Origin of the sequence: Pseudomonas sp. IAC-BECa141 (genome assembly GCF_020544405.1) — a bacterium.
GTDB lineage: Bacteria > Pseudomonadota > Gammaproteobacteria > Pseudomonadales > Pseudomonadaceae > Aquipseudomonas.
Map to the genome: position 1 here is coordinate 851,759 of NZ_CP065410.1, position 21,265 is coordinate 873,023.

Consider the following 21,265-nt stretch of genomic DNA (forward strand, 5'->3'; position numbering starts at 1 on the left):
CCGCCATGGACATCCTTTATCAGATCCGCGCCCGTCAGGATTCCTTCAGCGCCGGTGAAGGACGCATCGCCCGTCTGATGCTCGACGACGTAGGATTTGCCGCCTCCGCCAGCCTCGAAGAGCTGGCGCAGCGGGCCGAAGTCAGCACCGCCACACTGTCGCGCTTTGCCCGCACCGTCGGTTGCCGCGACCTGCGTGATCTGCGTCTGCAACTGGCCCAGGCCAGCGGCGTCGGCAGCCGTTTCCTCGATCCGGCGGGCACGCCCGAGCAGTCGGCGTTTTACGGGCAGATCGTCGGCGATATCGAAACCACCCTGCGCCAGCATCTGGCGGCGTTCGATGAATCGCGCTTCGCCGATGCGGTGAAACTGCTGGGCCAGGCGCGGATGATCCACGCCTTCGGCATCGGCGGTTGCTCGACCCTGTGCAGCGATGAGTTGCAAGTGCGGCTGGTGCGTCTCGGCTATCCGATTGCGGTGTGCCACGACGCGGTGATGATGCGCGTCACCGCCGCCAGCCTCAGCGCCGAGCAGGTGGTAATCGTCTGTTCGCTGACCGGCATCACCCCGGAATTGCTGGAGACCGTGGCGCTGGCGCGCAACTACGGCGCCCGGATTCTCGCCATCACCCGCGCCGACTCGCCGCTGGCGGAACTGGCCGATATCGTCCTGCCGCTGCAAGGCGCCGAGACCTCGTTCATCTACAAACCGACGGCGGCACGCTACGGCATGCTGCTCGCCATCGACGTGCTGGCCACCGAGCTGGCGCTGGCCAATCCAGAAGACAATCAAGAACGTCTGCGGCGGATCAAACTCGCCCTCGACGAATACCGTGGCGGCGACGATCACCTGCCGCTGGGAGACTGACATGCTGTACGACACGCTGATTCGCAACGCCACCGTCATCGATGGCAGCAACGTTCCCGGTTACAAGGCTGACGTGGCCCTTCTCGAGGGCCGCATCGTTCGTATCGGCGACTTGCATGACGCCAGTGCCACAGAAGAAATCGATGCGACGGGCCGTGTGCTGGCGCCGGGTTTCATCGACGTACACACCCACGACGACACCGTGGTGATCCGCCAGCCGCAGATGCTGCCCAAGCTCAGCCAGGGCGTGACCACGGTGATTGTCGGCAACTGCGGCATCAGCGCCGCACCGGTCAGCCTCAAGGGTGATCCACCGGATCCGATGAACCTGCTCGGCACGGCCGCCGCATTCGTCTATCCACGTTTCAGCGATTACCGCGCGGCGGTCGAAGCGGCCAACACCACGCTGAACGTGGCGGCACTGGTCGGCCACACGGCGCTGCGCAGCAATCACCTCGATGATCTGTTCCGCACCGCGACTGACGATGAAATCAGTGCGATGCGCGAGCAGTTGCGTGAAAGCCTGGAGGCGGGCGCCCTCGGCTTATCCACAGGTCTGGCGTATGCGAGTGCGTTCTCGGCATCCACCGATGAAGTCATGCAATTGACCGAAGAACTGAATGCGTTCGGCGCGGTGTACACCACGCACCTGCGCAGTGAATTCGAACCGGTGCTGGAGGCGATGGACGAGGCCTTCCGCATCGGGCGCCACGCCCGATCGCCGGTGATCATTTCCCACCTCAAATGTGCCGGCGCCGGTAACTGGGGGCGCAGTCCGCAGTTGCTCGCCTCGCTGGAAGAGGCGGCGAAGACTCACCCGGTCGGCTGCGATTGCTATCCGTATGCGGCGAGTTCTTCGACCCTGGATCTGAAGCAGGTCACCGACGCCCACCGCATCACCATCACCTGGTCGACGCCGCATCCTGAGATGGGCGGCCGCGACCTGATGGATATCGCCGCCGAATGGAACCTGTCGTTGCTCGACGCCGCCAAGCGTCTGCAGCCGGCGGGCGCAGTGTATTACGGGATGGACGAGAACGACGTGCGCCGGATCCTCGCCCATCCGCTGTCGATGGTCGGTTCCGATGGCCTGCCGGAAGACCCGTTCCCGCATCCGCGACTGTGGGGGGCTTTCCCACGGGTGCTCGGCCATTTCAGTCGTGATGTCGGGTTGTTTCCACTGCACACCGCCGTGCACAAGATGACCGGTCTGTCGGCGGCGCGTTTTGGCCTGAAGGAAAGGGGCGAGATTCGAGAAGGGCACTGGGCGGATCTGGTGTTGTTCGACCCGGCAACCGTGCGTGACGTGGCGGATTTCAATGACCCGCAACGCGCCGCGCAAGGCATCGACGGGGTGTGGATTAATGGTGTGTTGAGTTATCGCGACGGCCAGGCCAACGGGCAAACAGCAGGGCGGTTCCTGGCGCGCCAGGGCGATCTGCGCGACGGCTTTCGTTGAATTTTGCTGACTGCGTCACGGTGATGGCACATTGCAATTAAAGAAAGCCACCACCAGGCCGAATTGCTGACATTCACCCCGGCTACACGCCGGGGCCAATCAGTCAGGGAGCAACCCATGAGCTTCGGCAAAACCACCCCGATCCTGCGGATTTTCGATGAAGCCAAAGCCGTGGAGTTCTACGTCGACTTCCTCGGCTTCAAGATCGATTGGCAGCATCGTTTCGAGTCTGGTTTCCCGTTGTACCTGCAAATCTCCCGTGGCGAGTGTGTGCTGCATTTGTCCGAACACCACGGCGATGCGACTCCCGGTTCAGCCCTGCGGATCGAGACCGATGAGCTGGAGGCGTTTCAGCAGCAGTTGCTGGCCAAGGAATACAAGTTTTCGCATCCACAGATTCAGGCCATGCCGTGGGGCAGCCAGGACATGACCATCGCCGATCCGTTCGGCAACCGTTTGGTGTTCACCAACGCGATCAGCCTCTAGCCGTCGTTCGACACCCGGTGAGTCTGGCGAAATTCACCGGGCGGCATCCCGCGTCGGCTCTTGAAGGCGCGGTGAAACGAGCGTGATTCGCTGAAGCCCAGATACTGGGCAATGTCCTGAATCGGCAGGGTGCTGTTGAGCAGGTAATGCTCGGCCAGTTCCTGGCGCAGTTCATCGAGAGTCTGCTGATACGACGTGCCGGCTTGATGCAACTGGCGTTGCAGCGTGCGCACCGACACGGCGAGATGTTCGGCCACCTGCTCCTCGCGCGGCAGACCTTCCTTGAGCAACTGGCGCAGGATGCTTTTGACCCGCTGCTCCAGCGACGCATCCTCCAGTGTCGCCATCAGACTCTGCGCGTGTTCTTCCAGGGTGCGCAGCAAATGCGCATCGGCCTGGCGCAACGGCAACTGCAAATACGGCAACGGCACGATCAGCGCGGAATACGGTTGATCGAACAGCGCCGGGCATTCGAAAAACTGTTCGTACTGCGCCAGCGTCGTGCCCGCCGGGAGTGAATGTTCCAGCCACACCGCGGCCGGTGACAGTCGGGTATCGGCGATCCAGCGCGCGTATTGCAGCCAGGAGCCGAGCACGTTTTCCACCAGATGCCGGCGAATCCGCGGGCGCTCAAAGCGGCAGCTCCAGATCAGGTGCACATGGATTTCGTGAACCTCGGCGCGGCTGACACCCATGTCACCCACCAGTTTTTCGAACGGCATGATGCGGCTCATGGCGTCGCCCAGTGTCGCGCAGTTCATGGTGATGTAACCCAGCACGCTCCACGAGTTGGGCAGGACGAAATTGGCGGCGTTGAGGCCGAACAGCGGATCGCCCGAGTGTTCGCAGAAATAATCGAGCAACCGCTCATGGGCTTCACCCGGCAAGCGCAGGCTGTTGTCGCTCAACTGCTGCGCCTGCAACCCGGCCGCCGCCAACGCAGGCTCGATGGCCATGCCCAGATGTTCGGCATGGCGCAGGTACTTGAGCAGCGGTGGGACGGAGGTGAAGCCGAGCGATTGCATGACCGAATCCTCTTGATCGAGGCCGCCGTGGGCGGAGGAGCGCTCTGAAAGGTAATTTGAATCCGCGAATAAAGTAAATGGCTGGCCTTGGGACCATGCAGAGGTCTTCGAGCTGGTTTGTTAGTCTGCGATCACTCATTTCACGGATTGCAGGAAGCCTTATGACCAGCATCACTATTCGACTCGATGAGCAGATGACAGAGCAACTGCGTATCGCTGCCGCCCAAAATGGCCATTCCATGGAGGACGAAGCGCGGCAGATTCTGGAAAACGCATTGGCTACGGTTGATCGAGCTGGCGGGTTAGGTACTCGGATACACAATCGATTCGGCGCCATGGGTGGCGTCGAACTTGATCTGCCATCACGTTCAGAAAACCTCAGCGGTTGATAAACACCGCTCAAAAAAATGGCGAGTGCACCGCACTCGCCACCTCCCGCATCAATCCGTCGGTACCACCTTGTCCAGCGCACGGTTAACAGCCATTTCGGCGATCATCACGATTTGGGCGATGCCTTGCAGGGTCTTGCGGTGGCTGCCTTCGACCAGTGCCACATGATTGTTGAGCATGACGGTGGCGGAGCCGAGGGATTCGCTGGCGTCCACCAGCAGGGATTCGGTGTCGGCTTCGGGGTGGGCCTGATAGAGGGTGTTGGGTTTGTAGGGCGCGGCCATGATGTGGGCGCTGAGTGGGCCCAGGTGATAATCGAGGGCGCGTTCGGCGGCTTCGTTGAAGCGTTTCGAGCCGGGGCATTCGTAGGGGGATGCCGGATCCGGGAGGGTTGTGGGTTCGGTGAGCGGTGGGTTTGGCGTTACCTTGAACATGGGTGACTAACCTCTGGTTGAGGCTGCACCTTTTCGCCGCTAAGCAAAAGGGTGGCAGCTGTGCGCAAGTTAGCGGACCGGTAGTCACCCTCAACCCGGCGCACCCGAAGGTGCCATGCGCACAGCTACCATCAAGTGCAGGCTGGCGCCTGACTGGATTCGACATGTGCAACCGTAGGGGACATTCCGAACCGCTAAGTTCGATCACTGGAAATCAGTGACGCAATCAAATTACGCAGCCAGCCCAAGGCGCACAAGCCGGCGGATTCTGGCGTAGCCGTAGGCAACGGCGCAAGGTTTTGTGGGTGTTTGGAAGTGACGCGTGGTGTAGATAAACAGATATTCCGGAATGTGTTTAATCACGAATATATTTTGACGTTGTGACTGATTGGGTTGGATGCTTGGTCGCTACTCAGCGTCTTGAATTTAGCGGGTTTCCTACGATTGCCATAATTCGAAATGGCCATTCGAAATTGCCACCACGTCAGTTCTCTATGGCTCGGCGCTGGACACGTCTAGATATCTTGATATATTCAAATTGATTGAATTTTAAATATTCAATCAATTTGATTGTTTTTTCTGTCGCGTTTTTTTTCGCAAAGTCAAGGGTTTTTCGATGAAAAATGGGGTCGGTGTTCTCACAGGTGACTTGTATAAATCCTCTGTAGGATATGAGAGAGGCTTACCTTATCTAAAGAGTATGGAGTCTGTTCTTAATAAATTAAAAAACGTGGATATGTTTTCTATACAGAATATAGATATATTTCGAGGGGACTTTTTTCAAATTACGTTAAACGATCCAGCATATTTTTTTGATTTGGCAGTTTATCTTCGGGCTCGTTTAATATCTCTGAGTGATGATATTGAGACAAAATATGATGCTCGGCTATCGCTTTCGTATAGTGAGGTGGATTTTTCTGCAGAGTTAAGGGATCGATCTTACTTTGAAGATGCGTACTTGCTTTCCGGTAGAGGGCTCGATGCTATGCCGAAAAACACAATGATGCTGTTTAACTCTACTATTGAAGGTTGGCATAGATCTTTTAATGGGCCAATTAAGCTACTCGATTTTATAGTTGGATCGCTTTCCAAGCCTCAGGCTCTCGTGCTGTCCGAGATTATTTTGGAGAGGCGAGTAAATGTTTTGGAATTGTCGGGAAAAACAAAAAAGACGCAACAAAATATCTACAAGCTTATGGATCGAGGGGGTATTAGGCAAGTTTATGACTTTTTGGAGTGGTCAAGAGATCAAATTCATTTTTTAAGGAGCTGAGATGAGTGTTTATTTGTTGCTTTCCCTTCTTTTGTTAGGTCATGTTGTTTGTGATTTTTATTTTCAGTCAGAGGATGATGTAAAAAGAAGAAGTTTCCGATAAATAATAGGGTTAAAGAATTTTTTGTTGCGCACTCACTTCACGCCCTAACTCATTCTGTAGTGATTACTGCAATTTCTGTCGTTTGGTTTTTTAGCAATACCGAGTCCTCTCGCCCATCCTCCATTGTTGAGCTCTTTAATATTTTTCTTGTTATTGGTGTGATCTTGTTCTTCAGTCACTTGTGTATTGACATGCTGAAAGAATTTGTTTCGGAAAGATTTGTTTCTTATGGGTCTGTAGTGTTTTTGATCGATCAGTTCGCTCATATTTCAATTGTATTTTGGTTAGTTTTAAAGTTTTTTTATAGTGCGGAATATTTGAGCGGTAAGAGCAATATCCAATTAGAGCTGACCACATTAACGATTTTTGCTATTTCATTGGTGTTGTTGCTTAGGCCTGCATCTATATTCATAGTTTTGTTTATGAGTGGTAAGAAGATAGGAGGTATGTCTGAAAGGATACAAATAACAAAAAGCTTTATGGCTGCGGCTTATTATTCGGAGCTGGCCAAAGAATATGCTTCAAAGTCGGGTGCTGATCTTCATGATGAGCTAAGGAAAAGCAAGGATAAGGCGGATGACTTAGTGACTTTTCTGAAGAGCGGAACGCTTGAGGTGAGCACTGACAGGGCATTTGATTCGAATGGGGCGGGTAAGTGGATCGGATATATTGAAAGGGTAATGATATTTGTTTTTTTTATTTTCAATCAGCCCGCTGCGATTGCCGGAATTATGGCAATTAAAACGGCGTTTCGCTTTAATGACCTGAAAGACGATAATGACAGCGCTCGATCGGAATACATCATGATCGGTACTTTTCTTAGCTTTTTTATCACGATGATAGTTGCCGCCACAGCTAAGTTTTCAATTGAATCAATATGGGACGGCAGTCAAGTCAAAATTATGGATTTTGATATTTTGCACTGGCTGAATACTTATATTTTTCGCTATTGAAAGTGCGAGGCGCGACTTTTCTGAGTTAAAACGTCCGGCGGAAAAATTGCGAAAAATCCAATTTGGTTGAAAAACCGTAAAACAAACGATTTGGTTGTTGTTTTGGTCGCTTTAAAAAAAAATGGTCAAGCATTTTTTTGGTTTTTTGCTAGGGCGGATGAGTAGCAGGTCCACAGGTCCAGATGCCTACCACAGTCTGTGGTAGGCATCTGGACCTGTGGACCTGCTTGCGAATGGAGTCGCTGATTCACCACTAAGGTGAAGGTCAGACGCGGAAATGGCTCACCATCTGCTGCAACTGCCCACCCAACCGCGCCAGTTCAACGCTGGACTTGGCGGTCTCATCACTCGCCGCCGCCGTCTGTTCCGACACGTCGCGGACGTTGATGATGCTGCGGCTGATTTCTTCGGCCACGGCGCTCTGCTGTTCGGCGGCAGCGGCGATCTGCTGGTTCATCGACTGGATATTCGACACCGTGCGGGTGATGTTTTCCAGCGAGTCGCCGGCCTTGCGGGTCAGGGCGACGCTGCTGTCGGTCAGGGCGCGGCTGTTGTTCATCACGGCGGACACCTGTTGCGTGCCGTTCTGCAGACCGGCCACCAGGCCTTCGATTTCCTCGGTGGATTTCTGGGTACGCTGGGCCAGGCCACGGACTTCGTCGGCAACCACGGCAAAACCGCGACCGGCCTCACCGGCACGGGCGGCTTCGATGGCGGCGTTGAGGGCCAGCAGGTTGGTCTGTTCGGCCACGGCCTTGATCACGTCCATGACGCTGCCGATCTTGTCGCTTTCCTGTTGCAGCACGCTCATGGCTTCGGTGGAACGCACCACTTCGCTGGCCAAACGCTCGATCTGGGCGATGGCTTCGTTCACCACCTTGTCACCTTCGCGGGCTTCGCCGTCAGCGGCGGCTGCGGCTTGCGAGGCTTCTTCGGCGTTGCGCGCGACTTCCTGCACGGTGGCGGTCATCTCGTGCATGGCGGTGGCCACCTGATCGGTCTCGACCTTCTGGCTGTTCACGCCGGCGCTGGTCTGTTCGGTGACGGCCGACAGTTCTTCGGCGGCGCTGGCGATCTGGGTCACGCCGTCGCGGATGCCGCTGATCAGGTCGCGCAGAGTCACGCCCATGCGCGCGATGCCTTGTTGCAGCACGCCGAGTTCGTCGCGGCGGGTGACGATCACGTTCTGGCTCAGGTCGCCGCTGGCGATGCGGTCGACCACGGCCATGGTTTCCTGCAGCGGACGGGTGATCTGACGGGTGATGATGAATGCGGCGATGATGCCGACCAGCAACGCCAGCAGGGTGCTGATCAATTGCAAGGTGCGAGCCTGGGCGCTTTCGGCGTCACGACGGTCGAGCTGGATCTGATACAGCTGCTCGCTCAGGGATACGATCAGGTTGCCCTGATCGGTCATTTCCTTGCGCGCCTGCACCGCATCGCTGTTGGCGTTCTTGAAGGCCTGCAAGGCGCTGCGGTAGTTGGTCAGTGCGGTTTCCAGCTGACGCAGGGCGTCCTGTTGGCTGCTGGCGAAATGCATGTTCAGCGGCTTGAGGCTGGCGATGGCCACGTCCAGCTGGCCGACGGCTTTCTGCTCGGTTTCGGCGTTGGCAGTGGCGGTGTAGCCGCGCACTTCGTAGCGCGCCAGGATGAACGCTTCCTTGGCGGCGGTGACAGCCTGGAACTGCTCGAAACGCTCATCGCTCAGCGGCATTTGCTGGACCCGGTTGCTCAGCGCTTCGATCAGGCCGTAAGCCGTCGCGGCACTGGTGGCCATCGAGTCGCGCGCCGTGTTGCCGGTGCGGTAGGCGTTGCGCATCTTGTTCAGGGACGTCTGGTACTCGGCGATGGTCGCCGCCTGCTGCTTGAGCAGCTTGAGGTTTTCCGGGCTCTTGAAGCTGCTGATCAGCTTCTGCTGCTGCGCGGCAAAACCGTCGAGGGTGGTCTGCACGTTCTGCGCGGCGGTTTCGTCGCCGTTGGTCAGCATATATTGCAGGCGCACCACGCGCAGTTTGGTCAGGCCAGCGTTGAGCTGGGTGATGTCGCTCATCCAGTTGCTGCGGTCAATCAGGCCGCCCAGGCTGGTCCAGCCGGTGAGCGCCAGGATGCAGGTCAGGGCCAGGACGAGGCCGAATCCGAGCCCCAGTTTCAGGTTCACGCTGATGTTGCCGAACCAGCTATTCATCACAAATCCTCCAGAAAAACGTTGTGCTACTTGATCGTCGGTCAGGCTGGAAGATTGTTGTTTTTTTGCGCCAGCAAGGGTGTAAGCAGGACTGTATCGGCCGCAAATCCGAGAGCTGAAAGGATTTTGTCCGACGGATTTTGTAACAAGGGATCCCAAGATTTTTTTCACATGGGTTTCACTGGCTGCCCACGCCGTGCTCTTTAACCTCGCCGCATCGAATGACAAGTGATGGCGGCTTTTTGTGGAATTGCGACTGAGTCTGTTCGGCGTCAAGCGCTCGATTGATCTGAGCGGTCTGGCCCGTTTTCGAAACACCTGGGTGGTATTGGCAGCTTCGGTGCTGGTGATTCCGCTGACCCTCTGGCTGCTCGCCCCGGCGGCGGTGCCGGACCTTGCCCACGGCAACGTGGCCGGGGCCAAGGCGCTGAAGGAAGGCTGGAGCAAAGGCGAAATCATCGTGCTGGTGCGCCATGTCGAGCGCTGCGATCACTCGAAAGCGGCGTGCCTGAGCGGCCACGATGGCATCACCGACCGTTCGCGCAGTGTCGCGGTGAGCGTCGGCGCTCAGTTCGAGCAGTTGGGCCTGGACGAGGCCGACGTCTACAACAGCCCGATGATGCGCACCGTGCAGACAGCCGGCTACATGTTCAACAAGGCGGCGACCGGCGAAGACTGGCTGATCAGTTGCAAGGGCCGGATGCTGCAGGACGCACTGGCGCACAAAGTCCCGGGACGCAACCTGATTCTGGTGACCCACAGCGAATGCATGGCGCAGCTGGAAAAAGACCTCAAGGTGCCGGCCTCGACCCTCGGGTACGGCGCGTCGCTGTTTGTTTCCGCCGCCAGCCCGGCGGCCCCACGGATGCTCGGCTTCATTGAAGCCTCAGACTGGCGCACGGTGACCACCCAATGAAATCCCGCTTTTACGCTTACAACTTCGGCATCCCGCTGCTCTGCGCAGCCGTGGTTTTTCTGATGTTCGACATGACCAATATCGACATCGCCTTCAGCAACCTGCTGTTCGATCCGCTGACCCACACATTCCCGCTCGACAAGATTCATTTCTTCGAAAAGCTGACCCACAAGTGGGCGCGGATCATTCCGAACTGGACTGCCGAAATTGCCTTGATCGGCGCCATGCTGTCGTTTGTCTGGCCACTGGTGAAGCCGCAAAAGCATCCGCGCGTGTGCGGTTTTCTCGAGCGTTGCAAAGTCGCGCCGGTGCTGCGCTTTGCCGCTGATCACCGTAGGGATTTTCTGTTTATCGTGGTGGCTTTCGCGGTCTGCACCGGGGTCATCCATTTCCTCAAGGCGCACACCAGCGTTTACTGCCCGATCGAGACCACGCTGTACGGCGGAAAGATGCCGCATATCGAGTGGTACAACAATTTCCAGCTGTTCCACGAAGCGGGTGAAGGGCGTTGCTGGCCGGGCGGTCATGCTTCCGGTGGCTTCACCATGCTGGCGCTGTATTTCGTCGGGCGTCGTTATCAATGGCGCTTTTCCAGCGCATTGTTGTGGGGCTCGCTGCTGCTCGGTTTTGTCTACGGCACTACGCGAGTCCTACAGGGCTGGCACTACATGTCCCACACGTTCTGGGCCGGGATCTTCGTGTGGCTGGCGTGTTTGCTGACGGCGCTGGCGTTCTACGGGCGGGCTCGTCTGGAATTGCCGGTGTTGAGCAAACGTGAACGTAAGGTGTTCGCTGCACAGCCTGAGGCTTCGCTCTGAGTCCCCGCCGCTGAAATGAAAAACCCGCCATCACCGGCGGGTTTTTCGTTTGTGCTGTGGTGGCTTCAGTAGCCCACGAAGTAATACGCCTGGCGCCCAACCATCATGGTCTTGTGGACTTTCAGCGGGGCGGTGGGTTCGCTGTCTCCCGACATCACGGCGATGTGCGAGGGCGATGCACTGAGAAACTCCCGTAGCTGCGCATCGGTGTCCAGGCCCTTGAGGACGCTCTGGGTATAGAACACGCTGGCGCCGCCGAGCCGTTCGTTGGCTTGAAACAACGCGACCTGACTGCCGCTCGCTTGCAGCGACTGGATGTGTTCGGTCAACGGCAGGAACGACAGGCGTTTGTCGGCATTTGGCAGTGCCCATTGCGCGGCGCCAAGGTAGCTGGCGATGACCACCGTCAGTATCCCCGCCGCCAGTGGCTGACGATGACGGGCGATTCGTCCGACAAAACCCTTCCTGTGATCCTTCAACTTGTCGAACAGCACGCCCGCATATTCGGCGGCAATCACTGCCGCTGCGGGTGTCATCGACATCAGGTAAACCGTGCGTTTGCTCGAGGCCAGGGTCAGCAGGATGAATTGCGCAATGATCCACAGGCTGAAAAACAGCAGGTAACGATTGGCCTTCAGTTCCTTGCGAAAATGCCACAGGCCCAGGTACACCAGAATGTTCCACGGCAGGAACGCCTGCGGCAGCTTGGCGAGGTAGTAGTAAAACGGCTCGTAGTGGCCGGCTTCAACGAACGATCCGCTGAAACGTCCTACGCTGTTGGTCAGCAACACTTCGCTGACCGCCTGGACGCCGCCGCGCTGATAGAGCACGGCGAGCCAGATCATCAGCGGGATCAGACCGACAACGGTCAGCAAGCCCGGACGCAGCCAGTCCGTCAGTTTGAAGCGCTTGTCCATCAGGTTGTCGGCCAGCAGAAAAGCGAAAATCACCACGCCCGGCATCGCCAGTCCGAGCACGCCTTTGCTCAACGTGGCGATGGCGATCCCGGCGATAAACAGCGACGAATTGCCTGGGGTCGATGCTCGCTGCGCCTGGAAGAACGCCAGCAATGCCGCAGTCACACCGAGGGCGAGCAACGCATCCTCGCCGACCCCGCGCACGTTGCTCCAGTAACTGGCCATGGTCGCCAGCAGAATCCCCGCCGTCCAGGCGATGGCCTTCGGGCGGTCGAAGCGGCGCAACATGGCGTACAGCAGCATCACGCTGAGCAACCCGGCCACCGCCGACGCCAGTCGCACCGCCCAGGGCGAGACGCCGAAAACCCGCAGGGCGCTGGCGTCCAGCCAGAGGCTCAGGGGCGGTTTTTCCAGGAAAGGTTCACCGAACAGACGCGGTGTCACCCAGTCGTTGTCCAGATGCATTTCCATCGCAATGCCCGCCACCCGGGCCTCGGTGGAGCCTTGCAGTTGATGGTTGCCAAGGGCGAAAAAGAACAGCAGGGCGGCAAGCAGAAGCAGGGAAGAGGCGGCACGCGACATGGGTTCAGGCAACCGGAAGTGAACGGAAACCCGAGCTTACGCGGCCAATCCTTAACAATTTGTGAACGTCACGACAGCGGTCGTGACCAGCGCTGATCCGGCGTTTCGAAACGCGGATTGACCCGCGCTGTCAGCACATGATCCTGCCAGCGCCCGGCAATGTTCAGGTACGCCTTGGCGTAGCCTTCCCGTTCGAATCCAAGGCGCTCCAGCAACCGTTCGCTGCGCTCATTGCCGGGAATGTAATTGGCCATGATCCGGTGCAGGTTCTGGGTGTCGAACATGTAAGCGATGGCCGCCTCCAGCGCTTCCTGCATCAAACCCTTGCCCTGATGCGCTTCGTCGATGTGATACCCCAGATAACAGGCCTGAAACGCACCGCGGATGATCCCGCTGAAATTGCAGGCGCCGATCATCTGCCCGCCATCCGGGGTCAGCAACGCCATATGCACCGCCAACCCGGCGTCGAAGGCGCTGGCCTGGATTTCAAGGCGTCGGCGGATCTGCTCGGTGGAAAAATAGTCGGTGGTGCGAATCGGCGACCACGGTGCGAGGTGGCGTTGATTGCGCTGGTAGAACGCGCTTTCCAGCGGCGCCTGATCCGGGTCGAGTACCGCGAGCGTCAGGCGTTGGCAGGGCAGGGTCAGCAGCGGCATCGGGTGCTCCGGGTCTCGGGATTGAACACCAGAATTGCCCGGTGAGCAGGAAAAAACAAATCGCCGCCAGATTGCGGGCGAAAAAAAGCCCGCAGGAGCGCGGGCGAACCGTAGTTTCTTGAATGAGCGAGGCCAATGTACACGGCCATCACCGCCGCCGGGGTGAAGAAAAGTTCATGTCGATGAACGACTTGCAGCATCGGCGAACGGTCGCTTTCAGTGCACGACAGGTGCCGTTGTAGCGGGCACCAGGTTCACCGGATCAAGGTTCTCCATGGCGCGATTGACCAGCATTTCGGTCATGATCGACAGCTGCCGGATCGCCAGCAACCGGCTGCGCTGAGAGCCAGTGAAATCATCGGCGATATTGGCCGTCATCATGTTCAGCGCCGCCAGCGTTTCGCAGGCATGGGTCAGCAGAGTGGCCGTGTCCACGTCGGTGCGCACGGAGAAAATCTCGTTGAACGGCAGGGTGCGACGCGGCTTTCTCACGTATTCCTGAGGCTGGGCAAGCACAGCCGGTTCTTTCGATTCGGTTTCGTGAGGCGGTGTTTGATCAGGCAGGCTTCGGGTGTCTTTTTTCATGACGAGGCTCCATGGTTTCAGGCTCCCGGCGAATCCCTTTGGTAAACCATCTGCCGGGTTGCAGCGGAGCGCGAAGACTAGCGTTTGGAAGCATCTTGAACCAGTTCATGGAAGTCGACGCGGGTTGCGGGAAATTTCCTAGGACGTTGGGTGGAGACGTTGTCCGGATGGGGAACTGCAGATGCGACAAGGCCCGCACTTGGCGGGCCTTGTCGTTGAGAGTTGGTGGGCCGGGGTAATTTGAAACAAGTCGGTATCTATCTGTTTTTTATCTAATAACTTATTGGTCAACTTGCTTTGAATGCCCGTTGGAACGCTGCGTGGTCTGGACTCCGATGGACGGCTGCTCCGCTCCGTAATTCAGCAGACGGCCTATGCGAACAAATCGACCAAAGCTGCTGTGCGTCAATGCGCGAAATCTGACCACAATTAATTGGTTTCCTGTCGCTCAAGCACGGGCTTACGTCAATGGCAGAGGGAAAATCTCAGGCCCTGTATCTTTGTTCTGTTTTTGCTCTGAACCCATTAACTACCTTCAACTCCACCCCGTAGGAGAAAGTCGCTCAGAAGCTTGGCAGCCTTGATTTTGACCTTGAAAATTGGGAGTGAAACACCCTCTAGACCGTCAAAATATGCCTTTGCTTTTTCTTGATCTACTGTGCCCCTAAGATCATCAAACCGACCGTACTCATTGAGATTAGCTTCCGTGAGATGGGTGCTCATCAAAGCAATCAGCTTCGCTGCATGCACCCCCAAAGCTGAAACAATTGCCGCTACTTCTTTATCTTTTGCGGCCGTCTTGTAACCCGTCAGATAGTCGCGGAAGGTCCGAACGGGATCGATCTGCACATCGCCGCGCTGGATGTCGTGCAAAAAAATCTCGGCTAACTTCTGGTCCTCCTGCGAGAGCGACGTGAACGACCGATGCAGCTCGGCCAGAGTTGCCTCCTTGGATGCCCCGTCCCCGTTCTGTAGCTCTTTGAGGTACTTGGCAAAACGCGAGTTCATGTAGTCCGCGTCGATCTTGCCAGTGTCGATCTCGGTGATGTGGCTGTCGATGTCGAACGGGATGCTCTCGCTTGCGCCGCTACCGCCTGCCCCCAGTTCCTTGTAGCGTTGCAGCAACGTCAGGTACTGCAGCTTCGTGATGTCCAACGCAATCGACTGTTTGGGATCCGTGTCGAATTCGTAGACTGACTTGTCCCAGGTGAAGCCCTGAATCTTGGCGGCCTCCAAGATAGCGCTGAACCGGTTGAACTGTTTCGCGAAGACTGCCCGCGCCGCCAAATCGTCGGGCAACTTGGCAAAGTCGGTGATGCCCGCCGCGCTGAAGAGAGCGCTGATCTCGGTGAAGCAGTCGTTCAAGCGCTCCAGGTTTCGGGGCAACTTGTCGGCAAAGAGGCCAATGGGCTTGTCGCCCGAGTACACCTTCACCGCCGCACTCACGTTGCGCTTCATCGTGTGCGGCTTGCGGTAGTAGCGGATCGTGCCAAATGGCTTGTCTGGTCCGAACAGCCGGTTGGTGCGTGAGAGCGCCTGGATGAGATTCTCGTAATCCAGCAGCTTGTCGCAGTACAGCGTGTTGACCCACTTCGAATCGAAGCCGGTCAGCATCTGGTTCACCACGATCAGCAGATCCAGCCGCTTCTCCGGTTCGGCCTCGACCCGGATGTAGGGTGCCTTGTGGGCCAGACGTGCGGCCAGGTCCTTCTTAAAATTCGCATGGGTTCCCATGTCGAACTTCTGACCATAGGTGGCGTTGTAGTCCTTGATGATCTCTTCCAGCCCGGCTGCCTTGAAGGTTGGATCGGTACCGCCGATGTCGTCATCGCTGATGTGTGGGTCGAACAGCGCGGTGATCTTCAGCGTGGGGCACTCCGCCTTCATGAGGCGGTAGTAGACGATCGCCTCAGTGATGCTGCTGGTGGCAAAAATGGCGTGGAACTTCCCTCCTTGGCTCAGCACCTCCCAGTTGTCAGCGATGTCCCTCAACACGGCGTGGTGGTGCTCGTCGCGCTCGTACTGGGCATTCGACAAGTAGTCCTCAATGCCGCGCTGGTACTCCCCCGCTGCATCGACGTGGCCTGCCATCGGCACATCGTTCACGTACCGGTTGAAGGCCTTCTTCTTGGCTGGGTCCGCCAGCGCCTCAGCCACGGACGACGCCTTGGCCTTTTCCAACGCCACTGCCAGTCGAAGGTCGCGGTCGCGGTAGGTCAGAACCTGGTAAGGATCGAAGCCCAAAACGTTCTTGTCGCGGATACCGTCGGCAATGCTGTAGCGGTGCAGTTCGTCCCCAAAGACATCCGTCGTGGTGTTGTCCTTGCGAACGTTCTCTGTGTGGATGGGCGTGCCGCTGAAACCGAAGAACACCGCGCCTGAGAAGCTCACCTTGATATCGGCCAGCATATCGCCGAAGGTGGAGCGGTGGCATTCGTCGACGATGAACACGATGCGCTTATCGCGCATGGTTTTTAGGTCGTGCGCCTTCAAGCCATCGGTGTCGTCCGTGATCCGGCTCATCTTCTGGATGGACGTGACGATCAGGGTGTCCGCGGGCGAGGTGCTCTTCAGAGTCTTGACCAGCACCCCGGTGTTCTCGGTGGCCTGAACCTGGTTACTGTCACCGGCAAAGTCCCGGTAGGCCTTCAGCGTCTGCGTTCCCAGTTCCACCCGGTCCAACAGGAACACCACTTTGTCGGCATCCTTGGAGTTGGCGATGAGCTGGGCCGACTTGAAGCTCGTCATGGTCTTGCCCGAGCCGGTGGTGTGCCAGATGTAGCCGCCCAGGCGGTTCGGGTTTTTCCAATCAGTCTTGGCCACCTTGTCGGAAATGGCGTGCGCGGCGTAGTACTGGTAGCTGCGCATCACCTTCAGCACGCCGTCGGCCTCGTCGGCTACGGTGTAGAAGCCGATCAGCTGGTGCGCCATCGGGATGGACAGCAGGCTGGAGGTGAAACTCTTCCAGTTGTTGATGGGCTCGTTGTTGAAGTCAGCCCAGTGGAAGGCGTAGTCCTTGTTGAACTTGCCGTCCGGACCGGGGTTAGCGAAATACAGCGCCTCCCCAGGCTCCATGGCCACAAAGATCTGAACCAGAGAGAACAGCCTGGTGAACACGCCCTCGCGTGCGTATTTCTGGATCTGGTTGTAGGCCTGGCTGACAGGCACACCGCTCTTCTTCAGCTCGATGTGGATCAACGGCATGCCGTTGATCAGCAGCAGCATGTCACCCCGCCGGTCATGTTGCAGTTCAGACGTGCGGGCGTAGCGCGGCTGCTGGGCAATCTGGTAGCGACTCTGCCCAGCGGCAATCTCGTGCCGGTCGTAGACCTTCAGGCTCACCTCCTTGCCAAAGTGCAGCGTGTCGGCCGGGTTGTCCCGCGTGATGGCCACCGTCTTGCCGTTGATGAAGCCGTTCAGCTTCAGCGGGGTGCGCAAGGCGACTATCTGCTCCATCACCTGCTGCATCTCGCTGTCGGTCAGCGGCACCTCGTTCAGTCGGTCCTTACCTCGGTTGTTCTCGAAGAGGATCTGCTTCCAGTTCGCCAGCAGGTCGGCCTCGCTGGGGCACTTGATGACCTGCAGCTCCCCCAGCCGCGCTGGCGCAATTCGTGGATGACAGCCGCTTCAAACTCAGATTCTTTGACAAAGGTGGTCATACGTGATGGGCTCGACGCTCAGACAAACATCTCTTCCAGAAAGGCGAATTTAACTTGCTGGAACCTTTGGATTTGGGTGGCGTGCTGGAAAATCAGTTCGTCCAGCGTGCGGAAGTAGGAGCCGATTTTTTTTTGTTCAGGAACTGTGGGAGCACGAAAGCTGAACTCCGAATACTCGCCTGCATTAATTCCTGGTTGACCAGATCGCTGGGAGTTGATCGCTACAAATTTTCCGTACTGACTAGTCAGAGTCGTGTAAAAAATAAAGTCAACACACTCCTTATTAAATGCCTTTGCTCGGATAAGGAACCCCGCAAAAAAAACACGTCCGTCACTTTCTTGGTAACGGTATGTCTTGCCAACTGAGGCGCCAGTTCGAGCAAATAAGATATCACCCTCGCTTAACAAATATTTTGAGGCACTAACAAGATCCGCATCTGGCGTGGTGAGATTTGCTTGAGAGAGGTTGCGTAAATTTTCATCAATATCCGTGATCCGGATATATTTGTTCCGCCCGTCATAGTCTTTTGCAGGAGCGTTTAGTCCATATTCGAATGGGCCGCATACATCACCCAGCTTCTTATCTGTCCAATTTTCCGAGAATCCCTTAAAGCGGATTTCAGGGATGGTAGCGCCGGGTTTCGGGAACATTTTTTGAAGCATTGACTCCTTCAGTGCTATCAACTTTTTATGCTTGCACTGATATAACCGGATCAACTGATCCAGTCTTCGGGAATGGGCGCAAATTTTAGTTTGTTCAGTGACGCCAGGAATCGTGACCTTTCGCCTCTTCCAGTCTTCGGCATCGAAGAGCAGTTTTTCGATGTCCACACCATAGGAGCTCAGAAAGAACTTCCTGCGCATCGCGGGAAGTCTCGCGATGATAGCGAGGAATTCCGTCAAGAGCTTGCGGCTGTCAACGGCCGTCAAGTACTCGTTCGAAACGATTGCGCCACCCAACTCAGCCGGGATGATGCCGGTGGCCCCATGGACCACTTGGCGCTTGGAAATGACAAAGTCACCCGCAATGAGCTGCGCATAATTCTTCACCAGGATTTCGCGTCCTAGCAGGTGGCCGCGAGAGACGACTCCTTCATTACGTCGTTTGACCGTGATGAGCTCGTAGCGCTGATTGTCCTCTAGCTCGATAGGACGACGCTTTTCGGCGAGGACATCGCCAATCTTCTCTTCCACCCACGGTTCGCTGTATGCCTTGAAGCGAATTCGCGGCACCATTCTTGTGGTCTGGTTCGCCATGTCAGTTCCCCGCCAACAAGGTCTTCAGCTCCTCAATGCCCTTGAGGTCGAACTCGCCGCCATCCAGTTCTCCCAGCATGCTCACGAGGGCCTTTTCTGATTGCATAATGTCGCGGGCGTTATCGGCATAGGTAATCCGGTACTTCTCTACCAAGGCTTGTAGTCTGGCGATGAGACTGGATGTCACCAGGCCAGGCAAACGGTGCAACTCGTCCACCAGCGGCGAGAGCCACTTGCTTTCGAGCAGGGGGTAAACCTGTGCGTCGCTCAAAGCCTCGACTGTGGCTTTGGTTTTGAGGTGCAGCGCTGAAATGTCCTTCTTGATGGCCGATTTCAGTGACTTCTCTTTGGCCAGCACTTTGGCCACTTGGATGATCTTACCTTCATAGGACTCGGCGTCGAAACTTCCAGATTCTTCGGCCTCGGCAGAAAACTCTTTCGCCTCTTTCGCCACGGCTGCTCCGACGAACTTGTCGCCAGCTTCGTTGAACGTATCTTTGGATTTGTCTTCTTCATTGAAGCTATCGAGCAGTTCGACCAGCTTAGCGACAACGTCGGCCAGTTCAGACTCCTTCTTGCGAAGTGCATCCAGCTCCTTCTTGTGGTGTGCCAACTGCACCAGGTCAAAGGGCAAGATTCGGCCCTTCCAGCCCTCCTGCACTTCCACGTCCTTCCCGTCCTTCTTCTTGAAAACATAGTTCGGGTCAACCACGCGCGTGGCACCAAAGCCCTCGGTCTGCAGGATTTCAAGATCCACAGCAATGGTCTGCCAGTGGTCGTCGAGGACTTGATAGGCCTGGTACTTGTCGATGAGCGACACAGTGCCGACCTTGGCCAAGCGGGCAAACAGTTCGTCGCAGATAGTCGCTTCTTGGCGAGGGACCTGCAGAGTAAGCATCTTGCCGATCAGTTCGCTTTGCAGCCAAGGCTTGAAGCCTTCGAATGCACGGGTAAAGGCCTCGTTGAACTCCGTCACATCAGGGTGCTGCTGCACAACTGCAGCCAGGTCATCCGCCTTCGGCTGGGCGTACGGTGTGCCATCCAAGGTGAACAAGGTCGCGCGCAGGTTGGGGAAGGCCTTCCAGTAGTCGGCCAGCGCTTCCAGTTCGTTCAGCGGGATACCGCCGAACATTGAGGCGTACAGGTCCCAGCTCTCGTGCGGCTCGGACGAGTCCACATATCGCGGAATATTGAGGTTGTAGTCGTTTGCCTCCCCCTGCAACTCGGTCTTCGGCACTAGACTGCTGAAGCCAGGCACGGTGGCTCGGGCTATCACCACATCAGTAATTTTCTTGATGTCGCAAGCGCGGAGCTTGTTGTTCTTGCCCTCTTTGGCAAAGCCCTTGGAGGCATCCACGAACAGCACATCGCTACCTTCGCGCTTTTGCCGGAGCACAAGGATGACGGTCGCGATACCAGTGCCGAAGAAGATCTTGGACGGCAGGCCGATGATGGTTTCGAGATGGTCGTTCTCGATCAGTTGCTTGCGGATGACGCCTTCTTCACCGCCCCGGAACAGCACGCCGTGCGGCAGGACGATGGCCATGATCCCGTTGGGCTTCAGGTGGTACAGGTCGTGCAACAGGAAAGCGTAGTCGGCCTTGGACTTCGGGGCTACACCGAAGCGGGCATAGCGCGGGTCAGTATCCTTGTGCTGCGGGTCCCACTTTTGTGAGTAGGGCGGGTTCGACACCACTGCATCCAGGTACAGCGGATTGTAGCTGTTGACCGGGTCCTGCTCGTCGAAGTACGGCCAGTCGTCTTCCAGCGTGTCGGCGTTGCGCGTGACGATGTTGCCCGGGAGGATGCCGCGCATGACTAAGTTCATGCGCGTGAGGTTGTAGGTGTTCTCCTTCAGCTCTTGGGCGTAGTACTTGATGCTGTCTTTGTCGCCCATGTGCTTGGCGATTGCTTGGCCGATATTGAGCAGTAGCGAGCCGGAGCCACTGGTGGAGTCGTAGATCTGGATGGTCTCGCGGTCTTTCAGGTGGTGCGCGATGACCTCGGACATCAGCACAGACACCTCGTGCGGCGTGTAAAACTCGCCTGCTTTTTTGCCCGCATTGGCTGCAAACATACCAATCAGGTATTCATAGATGAAGCCGAGCACGTCGTAGCCCTGCTTGCCATCCATGGGTATGTCTTTGATCAGTTGGAGAAGCTCGCTGATCGCCTTGGTCTGTTTTGCTGCGGTGTCGCCCAGCTTGCTCAGTCCGGTCTCCAGCGTCTTGAAGATGCCCTCGAACAGGCGCTTGTGGTTCGGGTGGATCAGGCGGCCAAAGGCCGACAGGGCTTCGCGAACATCAGCAACATCGAAGTCGCTGGCTTGTTCGAGCCACGTGGAAAACAGGTGCTGATGGGCGATGAAGTAGCCCAGGCTGGACTTGAAGTGGTCAACGGTTTCCGTGTCCTCTTCAGTCACCGCACTGAAGTCTTCGTCCGTGAATCCCTCGGCGGAGGCGAAGGCCAACAGCTTGTCGGAGAGGTACTTGTAGAAGATGAAGCCAAGGATGTAGTCCTTGTATTCGTTAGCCTCGATCTTGGATCGCATCTGGTTGGCAGATTCCCAGATTTTGGCTGCGAGCTGTTGCTTATTCACGGCGAGTACTTTTAGGGAGTTGATCAGGAAAGTTGAATGAAATTTTCTGCCTTAAGCAGAGCTGAGCCAGCAAAAGGATGGGATTTCAATAATGCGCCGGAG

The 21,265-nt window shown here is 56.9% G+C and carries 17 protein-coding genes and 1 pseudogene; 8 read left to right on the plus strand and 10 right to left on the minus strand.

All coding sequences use genetic code 11. The features are described 5' to 3' along the window. Positions 1 to 5: 5 nt before the first annotated feature. The 3 genes from I5961_RS03735 to I5961_RS03745 all read left to right on the plus strand — a co-directional run bounded on the left by I5961_RS03735 (position 6) and on the right by I5961_RS03745 (position 2,811). Positions 6 to 866, plus strand: coding sequence for a MurR/RpiR family transcriptional regulator (locus I5961_RS03735; protein WP_007953817.1), 861 nt, complete (start codon positions 6 to 8; stop codon positions 864 to 866). 1 nt (position 867) lies between these two features. Continuing rightward, positions 868 to 2,325: an N-acyl-D-amino-acid deacylase family protein gene (locus I5961_RS03740; protein WP_085701353.1), complete on the plus strand. Its 1,458-nt coding sequence runs from the start codon at positions 868 to 870 to the stop codon at positions 2,323 to 2,325. Positions 2,326 to 2,442: 117 nt separating this feature from the next. Then, entirely contained in the window at positions 2,443 to 2,811 is a 369-nt protein-coding gene (locus I5961_RS03745) for a glyoxalase superfamily protein (protein ID WP_085702408.1), read from the plus strand. On the opposite strand, the gene I5961_RS03750 is transcribed toward I5961_RS03745, so the two are convergent. Further along, positions 2,808 to 3,836, minus strand: coding sequence for an AraC family transcriptional regulator (locus tag I5961_RS03750; protein WP_227234393.1), 1,029 nt, complete (start codon positions 3,834 to 3,836; stop codon positions 2,808 to 2,810). The genes I5961_RS03745 and I5961_RS03750 overlap by 4 nt on opposite strands. A 161-nt stretch (positions 3,837 to 3,997) precedes the next feature. On the opposite strand from I5961_RS03750, the gene I5961_RS03755 reads away from it, so the two are divergent. Further along, positions 3,998 to 4,225, plus strand: a complete 228-nt coding sequence (locus tag I5961_RS03755; RefSeq protein ID WP_085701356.1) for a FitA-like ribbon-helix-helix domain-containing protein — start codon at positions 3,998 to 4,000, stop codon at positions 4,223 to 4,225. A 51-nt stretch (positions 4,226 to 4,276) separates the two neighbouring features. On the opposite strand, the gene I5961_RS03760 is transcribed toward I5961_RS03755, so the two are convergent. Then, entirely contained in the window at positions 4,277 to 4,660 is a 384-nt protein-coding gene (locus I5961_RS03760; protein WP_085685558.1) for a DUF6124 family protein, read from the minus strand. Positions 4,661 to 5,276: 616 nt separating this feature from the next. Here I5961_RS03760 and I5961_RS03765 point away from each other — a divergent pair. Further along, complete coding sequence (locus I5961_RS03765) at positions 5,277 to 5,933, plus strand: hypothetical protein (protein ID WP_227234394.1); 657 nt, start codon at positions 5,277 to 5,279, stop codon at positions 5,931 to 5,933. 99 nt (positions 5,934 to 6,032) lie between these two features. Beyond that, entirely contained in the window at positions 6,033 to 6,989 is a 957-nt protein-coding gene (locus I5961_RS03770; RefSeq protein ID WP_264373530.1) for a DUF3307 domain-containing protein, read from the plus strand. Between the two features lie 265 nt (positions 6,990 to 7,254). Here the strand turns inward: I5961_RS03770 and I5961_RS28775 are convergent, their stop codons facing one another. Next, on the minus strand, positions 7,255 to 8,118 hold the full coding sequence (locus I5961_RS28775) for a methyl-accepting chemotaxis protein (protein WP_371321019.1): 864 nt from the start codon (positions 8,116 to 8,118) through the stop codon (positions 7,255 to 7,257). Positions 8,119 to 8,160: 42 nt separating this feature from the next. Further along, positions 8,161 to 9,174: pseudogene (locus tag I5961_RS28780) on the minus strand (methyl-accepting chemotaxis protein); the annotation flags it as partial. A gap of 244 nt (positions 9,175 to 9,418) precedes the next feature. Here I5961_RS28780 and I5961_RS03780 point away from each other — a divergent pair. Then, positions 9,419 to 10,090, plus strand: coding sequence for a histidine phosphatase family protein (locus tag I5961_RS03780; protein ID WP_227234398.1), 672 nt, complete (start codon positions 9,419 to 9,421; stop codon positions 10,088 to 10,090). Beyond that, positions 10,087 to 10,908, plus strand: a complete 822-nt coding sequence (locus tag I5961_RS03785) for a phosphatase PAP2 family protein (RefSeq protein WP_227234399.1) — start codon at positions 10,087 to 10,089, stop codon at positions 10,906 to 10,908. Before I5961_RS03780 ends, I5961_RS03785 begins: the two co-directional genes overlap by 4 nt. Before the next feature lie 65 nt (positions 10,909 to 10,973). Here I5961_RS03785 and I5961_RS03790 read toward each other — a convergent pair whose 3' ends face one another. The 6 genes from I5961_RS03790 to I5961_RS03815 form a co-directional block, all read right to left on the minus strand. Further along, positions 10,974 to 12,407, minus strand: coding sequence for an ArnT family glycosyltransferase (locus I5961_RS03790; RefSeq protein ID WP_227234401.1), 1,434 nt, complete (start codon positions 12,405 to 12,407; stop codon positions 10,974 to 10,976). Between the two features lie 68 nt (positions 12,408 to 12,475). Continuing rightward, the gene (gene rimJ, locus I5961_RS03795) at positions 12,476 to 13,063 is read right to left on the minus strand and encodes a ribosomal protein S5-alanine N-acetyltransferase (RefSeq protein WP_085702412.1); all 588 of its coding nucleotides are present in this window, start codon (positions 13,061 to 13,063) and stop codon (positions 12,476 to 12,478) included. A 216-nt stretch (positions 13,064 to 13,279) separates the two neighbouring features. Then, positions 13,280 to 13,648 carry a DUF6124 family protein gene (locus I5961_RS03800; RefSeq protein WP_227234403.1) on the minus strand — a complete coding sequence of 123 codons (369 nt, stop codon included), beginning with the start codon at positions 13,646 to 13,648 and terminating at the stop codon, positions 13,280 to 13,282. A 525-nt stretch (positions 13,649 to 14,173) separates the two neighbouring features. Next, positions 14,174 to 17,137 carry a type I restriction endonuclease subunit R gene (locus tag I5961_RS03805; protein WP_227234405.1) on the minus strand — a complete coding sequence of 988 codons (2,964 nt, stop codon included), beginning with the start codon at positions 17,135 to 17,137 and terminating at the stop codon, positions 14,174 to 14,176. 188 nt (positions 17,138 to 17,325) lie between these two features. After that, positions 17,326 to 18,564 (minus strand): restriction endonuclease subunit S, encoded by a 1,239-nt coding sequence (locus I5961_RS03810; RefSeq protein ID WP_227234406.1) that lies wholly within the window; start codon positions 18,562 to 18,564, stop codon positions 17,326 to 17,328. 1 nt (position 18,565) lies between these two features. Continuing rightward, on the minus strand, positions 18,566 to 21,163 hold the full coding sequence (locus I5961_RS03815) for a type I restriction-modification system subunit M (RefSeq protein ID WP_227234408.1): 2,598 nt from the start codon (positions 21,161 to 21,163) through the stop codon (positions 18,566 to 18,568). Between the last annotated feature and the right edge of the window lie 102 nt (positions 21,164 to 21,265).